14 protein-coding genes are annotated in these 16,096 nt (G+C 66.2%); 6 read left to right on the top strand and 8 right to left on the bottom strand.

The genetic code is table 11. From position 1 onward, the window contains the following. Nucleotides 1-19: 19 nt before the first annotated feature. Both B5D62_RS03075 and B5D62_RS03070 read right to left on the bottom strand, forming a co-directional pair. On the bottom strand, nucleotides 20-1,306 hold the full coding sequence (locus tag B5D62_RS03075) for an ABC transporter substrate-binding protein (RefSeq protein ID WP_085932339.1): 1,287 nt from the start codon (nucleotides 1,304-1,306) through the stop codon (nucleotides 20-22). 42 nt (nucleotides 1,307-1,348) lie between these two features. Then, nucleotides 1,349-2,365: an ABC transporter ATP-binding protein gene (locus tag B5D62_RS03070; protein WP_085932338.1), complete on the bottom strand. Its 1,017-nt coding sequence runs from the start codon at nucleotides 2,363-2,365 to the stop codon at nucleotides 1,349-1,351. A 237-nt stretch (nucleotides 2,366-2,602) separates the two neighbouring features. On the opposite strand from B5D62_RS03070, the gene B5D62_RS03065 reads away from it, so the two are divergent. Both B5D62_RS03065 and B5D62_RS03060 read left to right on the top strand, forming a co-directional pair. After that, a complete protein-coding gene (locus tag B5D62_RS03065) occupies nucleotides 2,603-4,678 on the top strand; it encodes a hydantoinase/oxoprolinase family protein (RefSeq protein WP_085932337.1) in 2,076 nt (691 codons plus the stop codon). A gap of 618 nt (nucleotides 4,679-5,296) precedes the next feature. After that, nucleotides 5,297-7,087 carry a hydantoinase B/oxoprolinase family protein gene (locus B5D62_RS03060; protein ID WP_085932336.1) on the top strand — a complete coding sequence of 597 codons (1,791 nt, stop codon included), beginning with the start codon at nucleotides 5,297-5,299 and terminating at the stop codon, nucleotides 7,085-7,087. Nucleotides 7,088-7,237: 150 nt separating this feature from the next. On the opposite strand, the gene B5D62_RS33265 is transcribed toward B5D62_RS03060, so the two are convergent. Together B5D62_RS33265 and B5D62_RS33260 are read right to left on the bottom strand one after the other, a co-directional pair. After that, nucleotides 7,238-7,696: a hypothetical protein gene (locus B5D62_RS33265; protein WP_170920761.1), complete on the bottom strand. Its 459-nt coding sequence runs from the start codon at nucleotides 7,694-7,696 to the stop codon at nucleotides 7,238-7,240. Next, nucleotides 7,693-8,109, bottom strand: coding sequence for a DUF5681 domain-containing protein (locus B5D62_RS33260; RefSeq protein WP_085932334.1), 417 nt, complete (start codon nucleotides 8,107-8,109; stop codon nucleotides 7,693-7,695). Before B5D62_RS33260 ends, B5D62_RS33265 begins: the two co-directional genes overlap by 4 nt. Nucleotides 8,110-8,324: 215 nt before the next feature. On the opposite strand from B5D62_RS33260, the gene B5D62_RS03045 reads away from it, so the two are divergent. Further along, nucleotides 8,325-9,302: a Gfo/Idh/MocA family protein gene (locus B5D62_RS03045; RefSeq protein ID WP_170920760.1), complete on the top strand. Its 978-nt coding sequence runs from the start codon at nucleotides 8,325-8,327 to the stop codon at nucleotides 9,300-9,302. 304 nt (nucleotides 9,303-9,606) lie between these two features. Further along, nucleotides 9,607-9,789 carry a hypothetical protein gene (locus tag B5D62_RS03040; protein WP_085932332.1) on the top strand — a complete coding sequence of 61 codons (183 nt, stop codon included), beginning with the start codon at nucleotides 9,607-9,609 and terminating at the stop codon, nucleotides 9,787-9,789. A gap of 57 nt (nucleotides 9,790-9,846) precedes the next feature. On the opposite strand, the gene B5D62_RS03035 is transcribed toward B5D62_RS03040, so the two are convergent. Further along, on the bottom strand, nucleotides 9,847-10,662 hold the full coding sequence (locus B5D62_RS03035) for an arylamine N-acetyltransferase family protein (protein ID WP_085932331.1): 816 nt from the start codon (nucleotides 10,660-10,662) through the stop codon (nucleotides 9,847-9,849). Nucleotides 10,663-10,746: 84 nt separating this feature from the next. Between B5D62_RS03035 and B5D62_RS03030 the strand changes: the two genes are divergently transcribed. Both B5D62_RS03030 and B5D62_RS03025 read left to right on the top strand, forming a co-directional pair. Next, the gene (locus tag B5D62_RS03030; RefSeq protein WP_218190918.1) at nucleotides 10,747-11,007 is read left to right on the top strand and encodes a hypothetical protein; all 261 of its coding nucleotides are present in this window, start codon (nucleotides 10,747-10,749) and stop codon (nucleotides 11,005-11,007) included. A 10-nt stretch (nucleotides 11,008-11,017) separates the two neighbouring features. After that, on the top strand, nucleotides 11,018-11,614 hold the full coding sequence (locus tag B5D62_RS03025) for a disulfide bond formation protein B (RefSeq protein ID WP_085932329.1): 597 nt from the start codon (nucleotides 11,018-11,020) through the stop codon (nucleotides 11,612-11,614). A gap of 135 nt (nucleotides 11,615-11,749) precedes the next feature. Here B5D62_RS03025 and B5D62_RS03020 read toward each other — a convergent pair whose 3' ends face one another. The 3 genes from B5D62_RS03020 to B5D62_RS03010 are packed head-to-tail and all read right to left on the bottom strand — an operon-like array spanning nucleotide 11,750 to nucleotide 15,741. After that, a complete protein-coding gene (locus tag B5D62_RS03020) occupies nucleotides 11,750-13,099 on the bottom strand; it encodes a c-type cytochrome (protein ID WP_085932328.1) in 1,350 nt (449 codons plus the stop codon). Beyond that, entirely contained in the window at nucleotides 13,096-15,270 is a 2,175-nt protein-coding gene (locus B5D62_RS03015; protein WP_085932327.1) for a xanthine dehydrogenase family protein molybdopterin-binding subunit, read from the bottom strand. The genes B5D62_RS03020 and B5D62_RS03015 overlap by 4 nt, the downstream gene beginning before the upstream one ends. 15 nt (nucleotides 15,271-15,285) lie before the next feature. Continuing rightward, a complete protein-coding gene (locus B5D62_RS03010; protein WP_085932326.1) occupies nucleotides 15,286-15,741 on the bottom strand; it encodes a (2Fe-2S)-binding protein in 456 nt (151 codons plus the stop codon). Nucleotides 15,742-16,096: the final 355 nt, after the last annotated feature.

The raw sequence follows: 16,096 nt of genomic DNA, 5'->3' as shown, positions 1-16,096 counted from the left end.
GAGAAGGTGAGAAACGACATCAAGCCGCGATGAACTGATTCCACTTCTGGACCATGTAGCGGTCCTCATCCATCACGGCGTTCCAGCAGGCCACATGGCCCATGCGCTCGTAGAAGGAGCCGCCGTCGCGCACGGCGCCGGCCTTCTCGATCACCTTGCCCTGCGGGCTCTTGATGTCGCCCTTGGCCGGCTTGCCTTCCATCCAGAAGCCCCATTCGTCTTCCGTCATGTACTTCTTGGCGGTATCGAGCACCGCCGAGTAGTAGCCCTGGCGATTGAGGAAGGCGCCGGCCCAGCCCGACAGATACCAGTTGATGTACTCGTAGGCGGCGTCGAGCTGCGGGCCCGACAGGTGCTTGGCGAGCGCCAGCCCGCCGCCCCAGGCGCGGTAGCCTTCCTTGAGCGGCTGGTACACGCACGGCACGCCCTTGGCCCGCACCGCCGTGACCGCCGGCGACCACATCGACTGGATCACCACCTCGCCCGAGGTCATGAGGTTCACCGACTCGTCGAAGGTCTTCCAGAAGGCGCGGAACTGGCCTTCCTTCTTGGTCTTGATCAGGAAGTCGATCGTCTTGTCGATCTCGGGCTTGGTCATGTTGCCCTTGTCGCCGTACTTCATGATGCCGGCGGCCTCGCAGATCATCGCCGCGTCCATGATGCCGATCGACGGAATGTTCAGGATCGAGGTCTTGCCCTTGAACTTCGGATCGAGGATGTCCTTCCACGAATCGATCTTGCGGCCCACGAGATCGGGCCGGATGCCGAGCGTGTCGGCGTTGTAGATCGTCGGGATGGCGGTGAACCACTCGGTCTGGCCCTTGGCGAACTTGGTCGATCCCGCCCCTTCGACGAAGCTTACCGTGTTTGGCGCCGTGCCCTGCGCGATGACGCTGTCGGGCGTCAGCTTGCCTGACGTGAAGATCGGCACGATCTGGTCGAAGTACTTGATCTTCTTGACGTTCATCGCCTGCAGGACGTTGGCCGGATAGACCTTCTTCACGATCCAGTATTCGATGTCGGCGATATCGTAGGAATTGGGCTGCGTGATCGCGCGCTGCACGACGGCATCGGAGTCGAGCGCGGTCATCTGCAGCGTGATGCCGGTGTCGGCTTTGCACTTCTCGGCGATCTCGTTCATGTTCGAAACGCCGGTGCCGAACTGGCGCAGCACGATGTTCTTGTTGTTCTGGGCCCAGATCGTCGGCGCTCCGACGATGCCGCTGCCGATCGCAGCGCCCGCCAGGCCCGCAGCCCCCTTCAGGACCTTGCGGCGGCCGACGCCATTGCTGTTGTTCCGAGCCATCTCTCCACTCCTTCTTTCCTGACGGCGCGGGGCCGCCTCCCTTTATCGTCCGAGGACGTGCACGTCCTTGGGCGTCCATGACAGAACCACCGGCTGACCGGGCGCGACCGGATTGGCGTCGAAGCGGGCCTCCGGGACCACGGCCGACAGAGGCTCGAGCCCAGCCACATCGATTCCGACCTGCACCGTGGCACCGAGATATTCGACCGAGCGCGTCACGCCGGAGATCGAGGTCGCATCGACCGGCGCCGGCCCCGGCTGCAGCGTGATGCGATCGGCGCGGATGGCGACGAACTCGCCCTCGCCTTTTGCCCGCGCCACTGCCGCCGGAAGGACATTATGACCGCCGATGAACCGGGCAACGAAGGCGGACGCCGGCTTGTTGAACACCTCGCGCGGTGCCGCCGCCTGCTCGATCCGGCCGCCGTTCATCACCACGATGATATCGGCCAGCGCCATCGCCTCGTCCTGGCTATGCGTCACATGAATGAAACTGATGCCGAGTCGCGTCTGCAGGCTCTTCAGCTCTTCCCGCATCTTGACGCGCAGGAAGGGATCGAGCGCCGACAGGGGTTCATCGAGCAGCAGCACCTGCGGATCGGTGATCAAGGCGCGGGCAAGGGCGACACGCTGTTGCTGCCCGCCCGACAGTTGCGCCGGCAGGCGCTTGGCATAGGGCTCCATCTGCACACGCTTGAGCAGATCGAGCGCGCGTCCACGCCGCGTTTCCTTGTCGACGCCGCGCATCTTGAGGCTGAAGGCGACGTTGTCGGTGCAATCGAGATGGGGAAACAGCGCGTAGCTCTGGAACATCATCGCGGTCCCGCGCGCCGCCGGCGGCAGGCGCGTGATGTTCTCCGCGCCGAGAATGACATCGCCGTCACTCACTTCCTCGTGGCCCGCGATCATGCGTAGCGTCGTCGTCTTGCCGCAGCCCGAGGGCCCGAGCAGGCAGCAGTAGGAGCCGGCGGGAATGCGCAGATTGATGCGATCGACGGCGAGCGTTTCGCCGTAGCGCTTGGTGAGGGCGACGAGTTCGATATCGGGCTTTGTGGCCATGCCCGTCCGAAAGCAAGCCCCGTGCCAGAACTGTAAAATTGCTCTGCGGCACCTGGGGATGGACAGGGCGATTGGCCCACGTCTTGCTCGCTCAAAGTCCTCCCCCGCTTCGGGGGAGGTGGCCGAAGGCCGGAGGGGGTCACAGGGCGCAGTCGTGTTGCTCATGACCCCTCCGCCCCGATGACGGGGCACCTCCCCATCCGAATGGGGAGGGAGACTGAATAAGGGAGCGGGACGATGCGTTTGATCGGCGTGGATGTGGGCGGGACGTTCACGGATCTGGTCTATGCCGATACCGAGGCCGGCGAGACTCGCGTGCACAAGACCTCGACCACGCCCGACGACCCGTCGCGTGGCGTCGTCGCCGGCCTGATGGCGTTGTGCGACAAGTACGGCATCCCGCGCGAGACCATCGACGTGGTGTTCCACGGCACCACCATCGCCACCAACGCCATCCTCGAGCATGACGGCGCCGTCACCGGCATGATCACGACCGGCGGCTACCGCGACATCCTGCATATCGGCCGCCACCAGCGGCCGCAGCATTACTCGATCATGCAGGACATCCCCTGGCAGAGCCGCCCGCTGGTGAAGCGCCGCCATCGCAAGACGGTGACGGAACGGCTGGTGCCGCCCAGGGGCGAGGAACTGCAGCCGCTCGACGAAGCGGGCGTGCGCGAGGCCGTGCGCGAACTGAAGGAGGCCGGCGTCGAGGCGATCGCCATCTGCTTCCTGTTCTCCTATCTCGATCCGGCGCACGAGGCGCGGGCCATGGAGATCGTGCGCGAGGAATATCCGGGCTGCTTCGCCACCACCTCGTCGTCGGTGTCGCCGCAGTTCCGCGAGTTCGAGCGCTTCACGACAACGGCGATGAACGCTTTCGTCGGACCGAAGGTGCGCAATTACGTGACGCGGCTCGAAGCCGAGATCGAGCAATCGGGCTTCAAGGCCGATCTGCGCATCATGGCTTCCAATGGCGGCGTGGCGACACCCGCCATGGTCGCCGACCGGCCCGTGCTCACCCTGCTGTCCGGTCCGGCGGCCGGCGTGATCGGCGGCGACTGGGCCGGCGCGCTCTCCGGCAAGCGCAACCTCATCACCTTCGATGTCGGCGGCACCTCGGCCGATATCGGGATCGTCACGGAAGGCGGCTTCGGCGAGGCGACGGCCCGCGACACCTGGATCGCCGGCTTCCCGGTGCTGGTGCCGATGATCGACGTTCATACGATCGGCGCCGGTGGCGGCTCGATCGCCTATGTCGACCAGGCCGGCGCCTTCAAGGTCGGACCGCGCTCGGCCGGTGCGGTGCCCGGCCCCGCCGCCTACGGCCGTGGCGGCACGCGCGCCACCGTCACCGACGCCAACGTCGTGCTGGGTCGTCTCGACAGCAAGAATTTCCTGGGCGGCGGCATGTCGCTCGACGAGGTGGCGGCGCGGCGCGTGATCGGCGAGCTGGCACGCGAGGTTGGATTGTCCGAGCGCGAGACGGCCGAAGGCGTGATCACGCTCATCAACGCCAACATGGCCAACGCCATCCGTTCTCGCACGGTTCAGAAGGGCATCGATCCGCGCGACTACGCGCTGGTGGCCTTCGGCGGCGCGGGCCCGCTGCACGGCGCGGAAGTGGCGGACATGCTGGGCATTCCCGAGGTGATCGTGCCACCGCATCCGGGCATCACCTCCGCGGTAGGGCTGCTGATCTCCGACCTGCGCTACGACGCCATTCGCACCTCGTTCCAGGTCTCGGGCGCCGTCGATCTCGCCCGCATCAATGCCGACTTCGCAGCCATGCAGAAGGAGCTGGAGGCACGCTTCAGCGCCGACGGCATCGATCTCGCCAAGGTCACGTTCGAGCGCCGTGGCGACCTGCGCTATGTCGGCCAGGGCTACGAGCTGCGCGTCCCCTTCCCCGACGGCACGCTCGACGCGGCGGCCCTGGCCACCGCCTTCGAGGCCTTCCACGAGATCCATCGCCGCGAGTACGGCCATCACTTCGCCGACTCGGCGATCGAGATCGTGAACCTGCGGCTGGTGGGCGCTGCCAGTGCCGCCGAGATCGCCAAGCCGACACCGGGCACGGCGAAGTCGCTCGACGCGGCGCGCGTACGCTCGGGAAGCTGCACCTTCCGCGTCGAGGGCAAGCTCGCCGACTACCCGACCGACTTCTATCGCCGCGACCTGCTGCCGGTCGGCGAGCGCATCCCTGGCCCGGCCATCGTCCTGCAGATGGACACCACCACCGTGGTCCCCCCGCAGCACACATTCGAAGCCGACACTGCCGGCAACCTGATCGTGAGACGGTCGGATGCGTAAGGTCTCACTCCTCCTCCCCACGCCACCCGCGGGGAGGTGCCCGCAGGGCGGTGGGGTCATAGGCACCCACCCCCACCCGCGGCTTCGGACCCCTCCGGCCTTCGGCCACCTCCCCAGCGAAGCTGGGGAGGCAGATGAAACGAGGACCACGACATCATGACCACTGTGATGCTGCCGCAGCACAGCGTCGAAGCCGACACTGTCGGCAACCTGATCGTGAGGCCGGCGGATGCGTAAGGTCTCACTCCTCCTCCCCACGCCGCGCGTGGGGAGGTGCCCGCAGGGCGGCGGGGTCATAGGCACCCACCCCAATCCGCGGCTTCGGACCCCTCCGGCCTTCGGCCATCTCCCCAGCGAAGCTGGGGAGGCAGATGAAACGAGGACCACGACACCATGACCACTGTGATGCTGCCGCAGCACAGCGTCGAAGCCGACACTGCCGGCAACCTGATCGTGAGACGGTCGGATGCGTAGCGCCATCCGTCGTCGGCCCACCCTTCGAGACGGCGCTGTGCGCCTCCTCAGGGTGAGGGCTCTTCGGTCGTTCAGTCTTGACCTCATCCTGAGGAGCGACGCGCAGGGTCGCGTCTCGAAGGATGGGCCACAGGGAGAATTCGCATGACCACCGCTCCGCGCCGCCAGCCCTCGCCCAAGCCGGACCGCATCGATCCGATCACGACCTCGGTGATCCAGGGCGCGCTCGAGAACATCGCCATCGAGATGGGCTACAAGCTCATGCGCATGAGCTACTCGTCGATCATCCGCGAGTCGGAGGATTTCGGCGCCGCGCTCGTCGATGCCGAGGGACGCGGATTGGCCGAATCGGCGCAATCGACCCCGCTGCAGTCGGGTCCGATCCCGGGCTATGTGCGTGGCGTGCTGCGCATCCTGAAGGAGCGCGGCGACACGATCCGGCCCGGCGACGTCATCATGCACAACGACGCCTATTCCGGCGCCAGCCATGGGCCGGATGTCGCCTTCCTGGTGCCGGTGTTCGTGGGCAGCCGCCTGATCGCCTTCGCCGCCACGACTGCTCACCATCTCGACATCGGGGCGCTGTCGCCAGGCTCGTGCGGCATCGTCGAGGCCATCGACGCCTATGCCGAAGGCCTGCAGTTCAAGGCCATCAAGGTCTATGACCGCGGCGTGCGCAACGAGGCCGTGTGGCAGATCGTGCGCGACAACATCCGCGCCTCCGACCTCGTGGTCGGCGACATGGATGCCCAGGTCGCCGCCGCCCGTATCGGCGCCGAGCGCCTGGTCGAGCTGGTGGAACGCTACGGCATCGAGACCTTCGACCTCGCCTGCACCGCTTTGATGGATCATGCCGAGCGGCTGATGCGGCAAGCGATCGCCAAGCTCCCCGACGGCGTCTATCGCGCCGAGACGGCGATCGACGGCTATCTCGACAGCGACGATCCTGCGAAGAAGGAACTGCCGATCGTCGTCACCATCACCAAGAAGGACGACAGCCTCACCGTCGATCTGACCGGCACGGCGCCGCAGGTGCCGGACCGGCCGATCAACATGCCACTCGAAGGCACCGCCGACATCGCGATCTGGCTCACCATCCGCTCGGTGCTGCTCGATACCGAGGTGCATGGCCATATCCCGGTCAATGCCGGGCTGATCCGTCCCATCACCATCGTCGCGCCTAAGGGATGCCTGGCGAACCCGACCTTCCCGGCGCCGACCATCGCCCGCTTCTGCCCCGGCAACCAGCTGGCCGACACGGTCATGAAGGCGCTGTCGGCGGCCATGCCGGGCAACGTCTCGGCCGGCATCGGCAACCTCAAGGTGATCGCCTTCTCCGGCCTGAAGAACGAGACGCACTGGGTGCACATGGAGATCTTCGAGGGCTCCTATGGCGGCCGGCTGGGCAAGGACGGCATGGATGCCGTCGACACGCTCTACGCCAACACCCGCAACAACCCGATCGAGGATATCGAGACCCACCTGCCGCTGCGCGTGATGCGCTACGAGCTGCGCGAGGACGTGGCCGGCGCCGGCAAGTGGCGCGGCGGCTTGGGCTCGGTACGCGAATTCACCTTCCTCGACGACGGCGGCGCCTCGGTCGAGGGCGAAGGCCATCGCTATCGCCCCTGGGGGTTCCTGGGCGGTGGCGAAGGCATGCCCGCCAAGCTCGACCTGGTGACCGACGGCACGAGCCGCGCCCTGCCCTCCAAAGTCCCGCATATGAACATCCCCAAGGGCGGCCATTTCATCTGCTACGGGCCGGCCGGCGGCGGCTACGGCAACCCGCTGGAACGCGATCCCGCCAAGGTCTCGGACGACGTGCTGGATGGCGTGATCTCGGTCGAGACGGCGCTGAAGGATTACGGCGTCGTCGTGTCGCCCAAAGGCGTCGTCGACGAGGCCGAGACGGCGAAAGCGCGCGCGGCACGATAAGGAGAACGCCTGCACCTGACGGGTGACGCTGGTCGCTTCGTCAGTTCGCTACAGCGCGATGACTTTTCATGGAATCAAGCCGTCGCCCGGACGCATGCGCTGCCATGCTACGAACGTCAGGGCGACGGCCGAAGCAAAAGTCATCGCGCTTTAGTCCTCGTCGAACTCGGCGAAAGGATCGTACTCCTCGTCCTCGGGCTTCCGCGGTGGATCGTCGCCCGCGTAGCGTTCGTCCATCGGCACCCAGCGGATGGCGCGGACCATATGAGGATCCTCGTTATCGAACGGCAACCAGGCTCGCGGCGGTCCGGGCGCCACCGCCTCCCCGTTGCGCTCGGGCTCGATGGCCGTGTCGGAGGCCGGCACAGGCTGCGGCTCCGCCGGCGGCGCGTGCGCCGGAGCCTCCATGACGGCCGATGTGCTTTCCGCCACCACTCGAACGGGCGGCGACAGTGGTGGTGGTGGCACCTGCGGCGTTGCCTTGGCCGCCTCGCGCCGCTGTCGCTCCAGCACCTGCAGGGCGCGCTGTGCCTGCGCCAGGCGCGCCAGCAGGCGCCGCATCACCAGCGCCCGCTCGAGGCGTGCGATGCGGCGCTCCAGCCTCCTCATTGCGGCGGCCGCGCCATCTCGGCTTCGAGCGCCTGCACACGCTGCTCCAGCGCCACCACCTCGATGGCACGCCGCTGCGCTTCCAGGATGGTCGTCAGCGACGAGCCCTCTTCGGGCGTGAGGGTGCCGGCGCCGACCGCAGCGACGACAGCGGCGTGAGCCGGCACGAGATCGGCCGCTTCCGTCACGGGTGGCAGATCGAACTCGACGGTGCGCCCGCGCGGCTGCGTCCAGGCGCGCTTCAGCAGCATTTCGGCGGCGCGCACGTCGCCCGCCAGGGCGGTCTCGATCATCTTCCTGACCACCGCCTCGGCACCCTCGGCAGCAAGCTGGTCGAGCAGACGGTTGGCGGCGTTGCGACCACCGCGCGGACGACCCGGACCGCCGGGATGGCCTTTCTTGAACTTGGACATGACAGTGTCTCCGTGAGGGGATCGGGAGGATTCCCATTAAATAAATGGACGATAAATGGCCCATGCCGCCCGACAGGGTCCGGTGCGCCTCCGGATCGATCGCGCGACACAGGTCATCGCCGGCCATCCTAAGGCCGCCCGTTGCGAACGACCGATTCTGGTCGCCAACGGGCGCCAGCCTCTCGCCTTCACCTGCAAATTCAGGAACACTGCCGATGATGATCCGGATCGGCATCCTCGGCGCCGGCGCGATGGCCTCCGCCCACATGGCCGCCTACGCAGGATGTTCCGGCGCGAAGGTCGTGGCCGTGTTCTCGCCCACGCCGGGACGCGCGGAAGCGATCGCTACTGCCGGCAACGCCGTCGCGACGGTGGATGCGAGACGGCTGATCGAGACTTCCGACATCGATGCCATCGACGTATGCGTGCCGACGCCAGCGCATTGTCCTTTCGTCCTGTCCGCCCTCGATCACGGAAAGCACATCTTCTGCGAAACGCCGCTAACCCCTGCGATGGAGGAAGCGCTTGCAATGCGGGCGGCCGCGCGCCGAGCCGATCGCCTTCTCCAGGTTGGGCTCCTGATGCGATCGGTGAGTGCCTACCAGCATCTCAAGACGGCCGTCGAGAGCGGCCAGCACGGACGTCTTCTCGATCTCTCGACATGGCGCCTAGGATCGTATCTGCGGCCCGAATCGGCCCATCATAAGCCGCACTACGGCCATCCCGCCGTTGAACTGATGACCTTCGATTTCGATGTCGTGAACTGGCTGCTCGGCATGCCGGATCGCCTGAACGCGGAAGAAATAGACGGCGATGTCGTCGCACGCCTCGGCTACGGCGATGGACGCTGCGCCACCGTCACGGCCAGCGGCATGAGGTCCCCCGAGACACCGTTCACGGTCGGCTTTCGCGCCCGCTTCGACGATGCCGTCTTCGAACTGGAGACGATGTTCGAAGGTGGATATCCACGCAGCACATTCACAATGAGCAAAGGCTCCGACGCTTCCCAGCCGGTCGCGACGCCCAACCGGAATCCCTACGAAGTCGAGTTACGCCACTTCCTGGCCTGTATCGACGGCCAGGGCGATCCGTCCCTGCTCGATGTCGAACGGGCAATCGAGGCGCTCACACTCTCTCTGGCCACACAGAACACAACAGCAGACCCGCCTTCGGCAAATGTCGTTCCGCCTTAGTCACGAAGAGCGCTCGCGGACGTTGCGACCGCTGCAAAGGCAACAAGCGTCGGCAGTTTAGCTGGACACACGTTCCAGTTGTATTTATTTGTTCGTCCGCATGTCTGTACGCGCCGTTTCCGCTCTCGGCTTTGTTCTTGCGGCAATCTCCATCGCCTGGGCCGCGGATGACTGGCCGGCGCTTCCGACGCACGGCTTCATATCGGGACGGGCGGCCACAGCCTCAGACCTTAGAAAAGGCGACGCCGTCTTCGTCGCGGCGGTCCAAGCCCCAGGCCAGCCTGCACAACCTGTCGGCAAGCCCATGGCCATACCGGTCCCGCAATATGGCTATCTGCGCGACAGCAACGAGCGGGTCATCGTGGTGCAGGCCGAAGAAGCGAATGGCATGAAGATGTTCGGCGTTCGCGCTCTCGATGGCCAGGAGTCCGTGGTTACCGAAGAAGACATCGAATTGCTTGGCGTCACCAAGCCGTCAGATCGTTAGCCGGCAAACCAGCGACGCGCGCCGGCTTTTCATACGGTCGAACGAGAGCACCCGCGACTAGTCGCCCAGCCGCACGAAGACCTCCACGGCCGGGACCGGCGGGACGATGTTGAAGGTCTCTTCCAGGACCTGGCGCAGTTCCTCTGGACTGTCGAGCAAGCGTTCTGAGGCAAGTTCGCCATCACGCGCCTCGATGGCGAAGCGGCGATTGATGAGCTTGTAGCGCTTGTCACGCGCAAGACGTTCCATGATCAGCACGCTGCCAAAGGGCACGAGCGGGCTGGTGGAAGTGTACCAGTTGCCCAGTTCGTAGTCGGCCTGGATCTGCGGCTGGAGATCGAAGGCATATTTGACCCGCCAGCCATCGGGTTGCCTGGCGCTCAGCCAATAGAGTCCCTCCGCTTCGCTCAACCGGAAGGTGCCCATCGCCGTGCGCTGCTCGATGTCGGTCCTGAGCTGCAGGGGCGTATCGAGCAGGCAGGCACCGAAGCCGACATCGGCGAGATACGATCCTTCCGGCAGGTCCACCTTGAGCAGCATGTGCTCGCGCGGCCCGAGCGGACTGTCGGGCGGCGACATCCAGCGCACGCGGCCCGCCAGCCCTGTCACGGCAAAGCCGATCGCCTCCAGCGCCGCCTTGAACAGCGCGTTCTGTTCGAAGCAGTAACCGCCGCGCCGACCATCGACGAGCTTGTCCTGCAGCGTCTCGAGATCGAGCTTCACGGGACGGCGCAGCAGCGGATCGAGCCCTTCGAAGGGAATTGCATCGACATGGGCAGCATGGATCGCCGCAAGCGTTGTGAAGTCGGCCGCCACCGTGCCGGCATAGCCGATGCGCGCCAGATACTTGTTCAGCCGAAATCCAGAAGCCATAGCCGCCCTCTCCCCCGCTACAGACCGCTCGATATAAAGAGAGATGTCCGTTCCGTGATCGACATCTTGCGGCGAGTCGGGAACTTGCGCAAAGTTGTCCGGGATGACACGCGCCCGATCGACGAGTCCGGACCGATGATGGCCGGCATCTTTGCGGCCCTGACGGCGGCCTTCCTGCTGAACGTCGCCGGTTGGGGACGCCTCGCGGTCTTCTGCCTCCTCGCCTGCCTTGCGCTCAGCGTCGGACTCTTCCTCTGGGAGATCTACAGCCCGGAATACGGCTTCCGCATGCCGTGGCTGCAGGTCGAGCGGGAACGCACCGTCCTGCCGATCTGGCGCGGCTGACCGTGCGCCAATGACCTCTTCGCCGCTCCCGATCGTCCTGGATCGCCTGATCCTGCTGCTCATGCTGCTGGCCCTGGCAGGCACGCTCACGGCCGCGATGGTGCTGCAGGTTGCGTTCGGGGAGATCCCCTGTCCGCTCTGCCTGCTGCAACGCGTCGCCATGTTCGGCTGCTGCTTCGGCCTCATCCAACAGTTGCACGCGGGCGAGTCCGCTCATGGATTGGAATGGGGATTGGAACGGGGATCGGAACGGGGTTCCGGTCTCGCCCTCGTCTTCGCGCTGTTGCTGCTGGTGATCTCAGGCCGGCAGACCCTGCTCGATATCGTGCCGCGTCCCGGTCACGCCTATGTCGGCTCGGCCGTGCTCGGTCTGCACATGCCGGTCTGGTCGGTCGTGATCGCGCTGGCCTTGCTGCTGGGCTTCGCCGTCCGGTTCGCGCTATTCGGCGCGCCGCGGACCGCCGGAGGGGCCGGCGGCGCGGTGCTGCACCGATGGGTGCGTGGATTGGAGTTCTATGTCGTCTTGCTGTGCGCCTTGAACTTCGTGGCCGTCATCCTCCAGTGCGGGCTCGACCAATGCCATACCTCTGGCTATCGCCTGCTCTGACGGCGAAGGTCGCGCACGACGTTCTTTGAAGGCTGGAACGAGGCTTTCGCGCTCCACTTCACCGTCCTGCGCCGGCCGGGCACGAAGGCGAGGTCGAGAGTCGCGCCGGCCACCGCGATGGAGGAGAGATCTCCCCTATTGAGATCCCTGCTTCCGCAGGGCCGCAACATCGTCGGCGGTGATGGCCGAGCCTTTGCTGCCGAAGCGCGCCGTCACATAGTTGGCGACGGCGGCGATCTCGACGTCGGAGTAGATGTTGCCGAACGCCGGCATCGAGAGCGCATCGGCCGGTGTATGCCGGCGCGTGCCGGAGATCACGATCTGCGCCACGTTGATGGCGGACGAATCGTTGCCGGCGCGCGCGCCAGTGAGCGTCGCGAACGGCGTCAGCGGGCTCTGTCCGGTCCAGCTGTGGCAACTGGCACAAGCTCCCTCGAAGACGCGGCGGCCGCGTATGTCGGCGAGGTTGCCCCCCTGCCGATAGGAAGCCGGCGCCGGCGGGGCGAGCGTTGCCGGCAGGTCCGGCGAGGCGACCGGCGGCACGCTGCGCAGATAGACGACCAGGGCCCGGATATCCTCCGGCACCAGGCGGCCGAGGCTGTGATCGACCGCCTCGCCCATCGGCCCCGAGGCGGTGCCGTGGCCGGGCGCATGACCACGGGTCAGATAGGAGACGAGGTCGTCGTCGGACCACGCGCCGACGCCGGTGGCCTTGTCCGACGTGATGTTGTAGGCGCGCCAGCCTGCGGTCACGGCGCCGGCGAACTTGTCGTAGTTGTCGAGCGCGAAGGCCGGGTTGCGCGGCGTGTGGCATTCGCCGCAATGGGCCAGCGCCTCGGCCAGATAAGCGCCGCGATTCCATTCCGGACTCTGCGCCGGATCGGGCCTGAAGCGTTCATCGGAATTGAACAGCACCGACCAGAACGTCATGGCCCAGCGCTGGTCGAACGGAAAGGCGAGCGTGTTTCGGGGCGGTGTCGCGCGGACCGGCGGCAGACTGAAAAGGTAGGCCTTGATCGCCAGCGCATCGGCGTCGGTGATGTAGGTGTAGGAGGTAAACGGCATCGCCGGATAAAGCCGCGCGCCGTCCCGCCGCACGCCGCGATGCAGGGCATCGAGGAACTGCTGGTCGGTGTAGTCGCCGATGCCGGTTTCCCGGTCCGGCGTGATGTTGGTCGAATAGAGCGTTCCGAACGGCAGCTTGAACGCGAAGCCCCCGGCATATTCCTTTCCGCCGGGCGCGGTGTGGCAGACCATGCAGTCGGCGGCGCGCGCAAGATATTCACCGCGCTCGACCAGGCTCGCCTTGGCGAGCGCCGGCGGAACCCCGGTCGGGTCGGCGGCGCGATAATCCGCAAGCGCCACCTTCGCGCCAGCGGCGAAAGTCATTGGCCCGGGGCCGCGCAAGATGAGGATACCGGCCACCACGACAATGACCGCGACGCCGGCAAGGCCGAGGAGAATGCGGCGGGATTTCCGGCTCATGTCTTGCTCCGCACGGCGATAGCCTCCTTATCGATGGGCAGGCGGCGCAACGCGACACCGGTCGCGGCATAGATCGCGTTACGCAGCGCCGGCGGTCCGGCCGTCACACCCGTCTCGCCGATGCCTCCAGGCGCCTCGCCGCTCTTGATCACGTGAACCTCGATCGGCGGCACCTCGTCGATGCGCAGCATGCGATAGTCGTTGAAGTTGGATTGCTCGACGCGGCCGTTGGCGATGGTGATCTCGCCGTAGAGCGCCGCTGTCAGACCGAAGATCAGTCCGCCCTGCAACTGCGCGACGATGGTGTCGGGATTGACCGCAATGCCGGTATCGACGGCCGAGGTGACGCGCCGCAGCCGAACCTCGCCCCTCTCATCGACTTCCGCCTCCACCACCGTGGCGATGAAGCTGCCGAACGCCGGCTGCACGCTGACGCCGCGGCCGGCGCGGGCCGGCAGCGTGTCACTCCAGTTCGACTTCCGGGCGACGAGATCGAGCGCGGCCTGCAGGCGAGGCTGCTTGCCGAGCATGTCGCGGCGGAAGGCGATCGGATCCTTGCCGGCCTTGCGCGCCAGCTCGTCCATGAAGCATTCGATGGCGAAGACATTGTTGTTGGGGCCGACACCACGCCAGAACCCGGTCGGTACGGGCGGCTCGGCACGCACATACTCGACGTGGAAGTTCGGGATGTCGTAGGGCATGTCGACGGCGCAATCGACGGCATCGATGTCGATGCCCTTCTGGAACGCAGGCGGAAACCAGCGCGCCAGGACCGACGAACCGGTCACCTTGTACTTCCAGGCCGCGATCCTGCCATTCAGCAGGCTGGCGGAGATCGTGTCGCGATAGGCCGGACGATAGACGTCGTGCTGCGTGTCCTCCTCACGGGTCCACACGACCTTCAACGGCGTATCGACCTGGCGCGCGATGCGGACTGCCGCCGCCACCATGTCCGCCTCGAGTCGACGACCGAAGCCGCCGCCCAGCAGATGATTGTTCACGGTCACCTTCTCCAGCGGAAGACCAGCCGCCTTCGCCGCTTCCGACTGCACCCGCGTCATCACCTGCGTGCCGATCCAGATCTCGCACGCGTCGGGAGTGAGGCGGACCGTGCAGTTCAGCGGCTCCATCATCGCATGGGCGAGGAACGGCAGCTCATAGGCCGCCTCGATCGTGTCGCCGCCGGCCAGCGCCTTGGCGACATCACCGGTGGACTTGGCCACCACGCCATCTCCGGCGCTGGCCTTGCGCAACGCGTCCCAGATCGCCGCCGAGTTGACGCCCGCGTTGGCGCCCTCGTCCCAGGTGATGTTCAGGGCCTCCAGCCCCTTGCGGGCCGCCCACATGTGATCGCCCACCACCGCGACCAGATCGTCTAGCACCACCACCTGGCGCACGCCTGGCACCTTCTTCGCCGCGGTATCGTCGACCTTGCCGACCTTGCCACCGAAGACGGAGCAGGACGCCACGGTCGCGAACTTCATGCCGGGCAGCATGACGTCGATGCCATAGATGGCCTTGCCGTCGGTCTTCGCGGGCGTGTCGAAGCGCTTCAGCGGCTTGCCAATCAAGGTGAAGTCCTTGGGGTCCTTGAGCGGCACGTCGGCCGGCGGCGTCTGCCGGCCCGCCGCCTCGGCGAGGGCGCCATAGGACAGCCGGCGGCCGCTCGCTGCGTGGATCACTTCACCGCTGGCCGCGCTGCACGCCGATGGCTCGACCTTCCATTGCACCGCCGCCGCCTGGATCAGCATGGCGCGCGCGCTGGCACCGGCCTTGCGCAGCGGCATCCAGAAGGCACGGACGGAGTTGGAGTTCCCGGTCGCCTGGATGCCGAAGGCGGGGTTGCCGTAAAGCTTGTCGCTGGGCGGCGCCGCCTCCAGTGCGACCGTGGTGTAATCGGCGTCGAGCTCCTCGGCGAGGATCATCGCGATGGCGGTATAGATGCCCTGCCCCATCTCCACCTGCGGCATGACGAGCGTGGTCTTGCCCGTGACATCGATGCGGATAAAGGCGTTGGGGGCAAACGGGCCCGTCGACACGTCGGACACTTTCAGAGGCTTGTCCTGCCCGCGAACCGGAAGGTGGAAGGCGAACAGCAGTCCGCCGGCGATGCCGGCTCCCAGCAGCTTGCGACGCGACGAGACGAGCGGTGACTGGTGCGTGAACGACATGGCGTGCCCTCCCGGTCAGGCTTCGGAGGCGGCGCGCTTGATCGCGGCGCGGATGCGGACATAGGTTCCGCAGCGACAGATGTTCCCTGCCATGGCGGCATCGATATCGGCATCGTCGGGATTCGGCGTGGCCGCCAGGAGCGCCGCCGCCGACATGATCTGCCCCGACTGGCAATAGCCGCATTGGATGACTTCGAGATCGAGCCAGGCTTTCTGCACCTTCGCGCCGGCCGCCGTGGCACCAACGCCTTCGATGGTGGTGATGGCGCGGTCCCGCACTTCGCCGACGGGAAGCAGGCAGGAGCGCACCGGCTGGCCGTCGAGATGGACCGTGCAGGCCCCGCACTGCGCGATGCCGCATCCATACTTGGTGCCAGTCATGCCCAGCACATCGCGCAGCACCCAGAGTAGCGGCATGTCGTCGGGAGCGTCGAAGTCTTTCGTCTCGCCGTTGATCTTCAGTGTCGCCATGGAAACTCCGGCACCGCTTGGTCAGTGGATATCGATTGCACGAGCCATCGCGCCGGCATCGGGTCTCGATCGCGAAGGCGGTTGTAAAAACCGCCGGGAGACGGCGGTCGGAATTAGGCAAGGGTCGTCAAGAAGCGAAGGCCGGCGCAGGCAGGAAGCCAAGACACCGATATCCGCATGGTCTTTCTGCAGCACGTCCGGCAGCAACCGAGGCCGCTGTTGAGCTTCAGTCTTGTCGCTTATGCAAAATGTCCCGGCACCGGCTCCCAAGTCAATGGGCCAGTGCATCACCTGTGATGCCGTCGCTTCCGACACACGCGGGAAGAGCTCGCGCGGCCACGAGATAATCTTCCTT

It is taken from the genome of Enhydrobacter aerosaccus, assembly GCF_900167455.1.
Taxonomy (GTDB): domain Bacteria; phylum Pseudomonadota; class Alphaproteobacteria; order Reyranellales; family Reyranellaceae; genus Reyranella; species Reyranella aerosaccus.
This window is presented reverse-complemented; position numbering and strand designations above follow the sequence as displayed.

Excerpts from the sequence above, each read along its gene's own strand:
- B5D62_RS03075 (WP_085932339.1), bottom strand. The coding sequence starts at position 1,306 with ATGGCTCGGAACAACAGCAATGGCGTCGGCCGCCGCAAGGTCCTGAAG.
- B5D62_RS03070 (WP_085932338.1), bottom strand. The coding sequence starts at position 2,365 with ATGGCCACAAAGCCCGATATCGAACTCGTCGCCCTCACCAAGCGCTAC.
- B5D62_RS03065 (WP_085932337.1), top strand. The coding sequence starts at position 2,603 with ATGCGTTTGATCGGCGTGGATGTGGGCGGGACGTTCACGGATCTGGTC.
- B5D62_RS03060 (WP_085932336.1), top strand. The coding sequence starts at position 5,297 with ATGACCACCGCTCCGCGCCGCCAGCCCTCGCCCAAGCCGGACCGCATC.
- B5D62_RS33265 (WP_170920761.1), bottom strand. The coding sequence starts at position 7,696 with ATGAGGAGGCTGGAGCGCCGCATCGCACGCCTCGAGCGGGCGCTGGTG.
- B5D62_RS33260 (WP_085932334.1), bottom strand. The coding sequence starts at position 8,109 with ATGTCCAAGTTCAAGAAAGGCCATCCCGGCGGTCCGGGTCGTCCGCGC.
- B5D62_RS03045 (WP_170920760.1), top strand. The coding sequence starts at position 8,325 with ATGATGATCCGGATCGGCATCCTCGGCGCCGGCGCGATGGCCTCCGCC.
- B5D62_RS03040 (WP_085932332.1), top strand. The coding sequence starts at position 9,607 with ATGGCCATACCGGTCCCGCAATATGGCTATCTGCGCGACAGCAACGAG.
- B5D62_RS03035 (WP_085932331.1), bottom strand. The coding sequence starts at position 10,662 with ATGGCTTCTGGATTTCGGCTGAACAAGTATCTGGCGCGCATCGGCTAT.
- B5D62_RS03025 (WP_085932329.1), top strand. The coding sequence starts at position 11,018 with ATGACCTCTTCGCCGCTCCCGATCGTCCTGGATCGCCTGATCCTGCTG.
- B5D62_RS03020 (WP_085932328.1), bottom strand. The coding sequence starts at position 13,099 with ATGAGCCGGAAATCCCGCCGCATTCTCCTCGGCCTTGCCGGCGTCGCG.
- B5D62_RS03015 (WP_085932327.1), bottom strand. The coding sequence starts at position 15,270 with ATGTCGTTCACGCACCAGTCACCGCTCGTCTCGTCGCGTCGCAAGCTG.
- B5D62_RS03010 (WP_085932326.1), bottom strand. The coding sequence starts at position 15,741 with ATGGCGACACTGAAGATCAACGGCGAGACGAAAGACTTCGACGCTCCC.